This is a genomic window from Lishizhenia sp. (assembly GCF_033720595.1).
In the GTDB taxonomy this organism is placed as follows: Bacteria; Bacteroidota; Bacteroidia; order Flavobacteriales_D; family Crocinitomicaceae; genus Lishizhenia.
On the sequence record NZ_JAWWCF010000314.1, the window covers coordinates 1 to 1,848 of the forward strand.

The window sequence follows — 1,848 nt, forward strand, 5'->3', positions numbered from 1 at the left end:
AATAGAAAACACCATTTTCGATAAAAAGAAAGACTATGTTACCCTCGGGAATGACCTAGCAACACCGACCACTTACCAGCAACAAATTAACAAGTTATACAAAGGTAAAAGTACGGTAACCAATGGACAGTTTTCTTACGAATTCATAGTACCAAAAGACATCAATTACAATTTCGGCTTTGGTAAATCAAGTGATTACTTTTACAATACCACGCAGTCGGCAGGTGGTTCCAACCAGTTATTTTATGTGGGCGGGATAGATACTTCTGGTTTTGAAGATAACATAGGTCCAGAAATAGAATTATTCCTGAACGATGATTCTTTCGTTAACGGAGGCTTAAGTGATGAAACCCCAATTTTAAAAGCAACATTGTATGATGAAAGCGGTATCAACACCGTAGGGAATGGAATTGGACACAATATCACAGCCATCATAGACGAGGAGTCTTCTAACCTCATTGTATTGAATGATTTTTACGAGGCAGATTTAGACACCTACAAAAGTGGAACTTTAAGCTATCAATTGAATGAATTAGAACCAGGTAGACACACCCTTACCTTTAAAGCTTGGGACGTCAACAACAATTCAAGCGAAAAAACAATAGAGTTCATTGTACAAGAAAGAGAAGAAATTGCTTTGAAACATGTTTTGAATTACCCCAACCCTTTTACTACGAGCACGGAGTTCTTCTTTGAACACAATCAGGTAAGCACAACACTCGAGACACAAATAGAGATTTACACCGTTAGTGGAATATTGGTTAAAACCATCAATAAAGAAATTTTATCAGATGGATTTAGATCAGAAGGTATTAAATGGGACGGTTTAGATGAATTCGGAGACCAGTTAGCAAAAGGTCTTTACATATATAAAATCAAAGTGAGAACACCTGACGGGAAAGAGACAAGTGCGATAGAAAAATTATATCTTTTATAAGCCCTGTACAATAAAGGAATACTAATTCCGTATATTTGTCCAAGCTCATTTGAATGCAAAAAATAATGACAAAAAAATATTTAGCTTTTATAGCAACATCGCTATTAATATCAGGAAGTGTTTTCTCGCAAGGAGATAACGGTGGTGACGCACCTAAAACAGAAGACGAACTTCAATTGAACACGATTACTTCAGCAGTTCCTTTCTTACAAATTGTAACAGACTCAAGATCTGGAGCAATGGGAGATGCAGGTACAGCATTATCTCCAACTTATGCTTCTACTTTTTGGAATACATCTATGTTATCTTTTTCAGAAGATGAAGGAGCAATTGGACTTTCTTACTCACCTTGGTTAAGAAATATAACCAACGATGTAAGTATCTCTACTTTGTCTGGTTTCAAAAAATTAAATGCAAGAAGTACAGTTGGTGGATCCTTACGTTATTTCAATTTAGGTGAAATTACTTTTACTGATGCTAACGGTATGGAAACGCGTACTCACGTGCCTCAGGAATTTGAGATATTAGGAGCTTATGCGTTTAAATTGAACGACGAATTCTCACTCGGTTTAAATGGTAAATTCATTTACTCAAACTTAACGGCTGGTCAATCTGCTGCTGGGGCCATTACAACTCCAGGTATCGCAGGTGCTGCTGACCTTTCTTTCTCATATTTCAATCAGAATGTAAAATATGGTAGTACCAATGGAGCTCTGGCTTTTGGTTTAACAGTAAATAACCTAGGAAATAAAATTCAATACACCACAGAAAACGATAGAGATTTCTTGCCTACCAACTTAAAACTTGGAGCAGCGTTGACTTTTGACATTGACAAATTCAACACCATTACTTGGAATACAGATATCTCTAAATTATTGATTCCTACACCTCCTACTTACGTAAACTTAGAG

Annotated in this window: 2 protein-coding genes; both read left to right on the plus strand. The window is 36.4% G+C overall.

Annotation, left to right across the window (positions count from 1 at the left end; all coding sequences use genetic code 11):
• The coding region (locus R3333_RS14410) for a T9SS type A sorting domain-containing protein (RefSeq protein WP_318959460.1) at positions 1–937 on the plus strand (937 nt) is incomplete at its 5' end.
• 65 nt (positions 938–1,002) lie between these two features.
• Positions 1,003–1,848, plus strand: an 846-nt coding sequence (porV, locus tag R3333_RS14415; RefSeq protein ID WP_318959461.1) for a type IX secretion system outer membrane channel protein PorV, incomplete at its 3' end; no start/stop codon positions are given.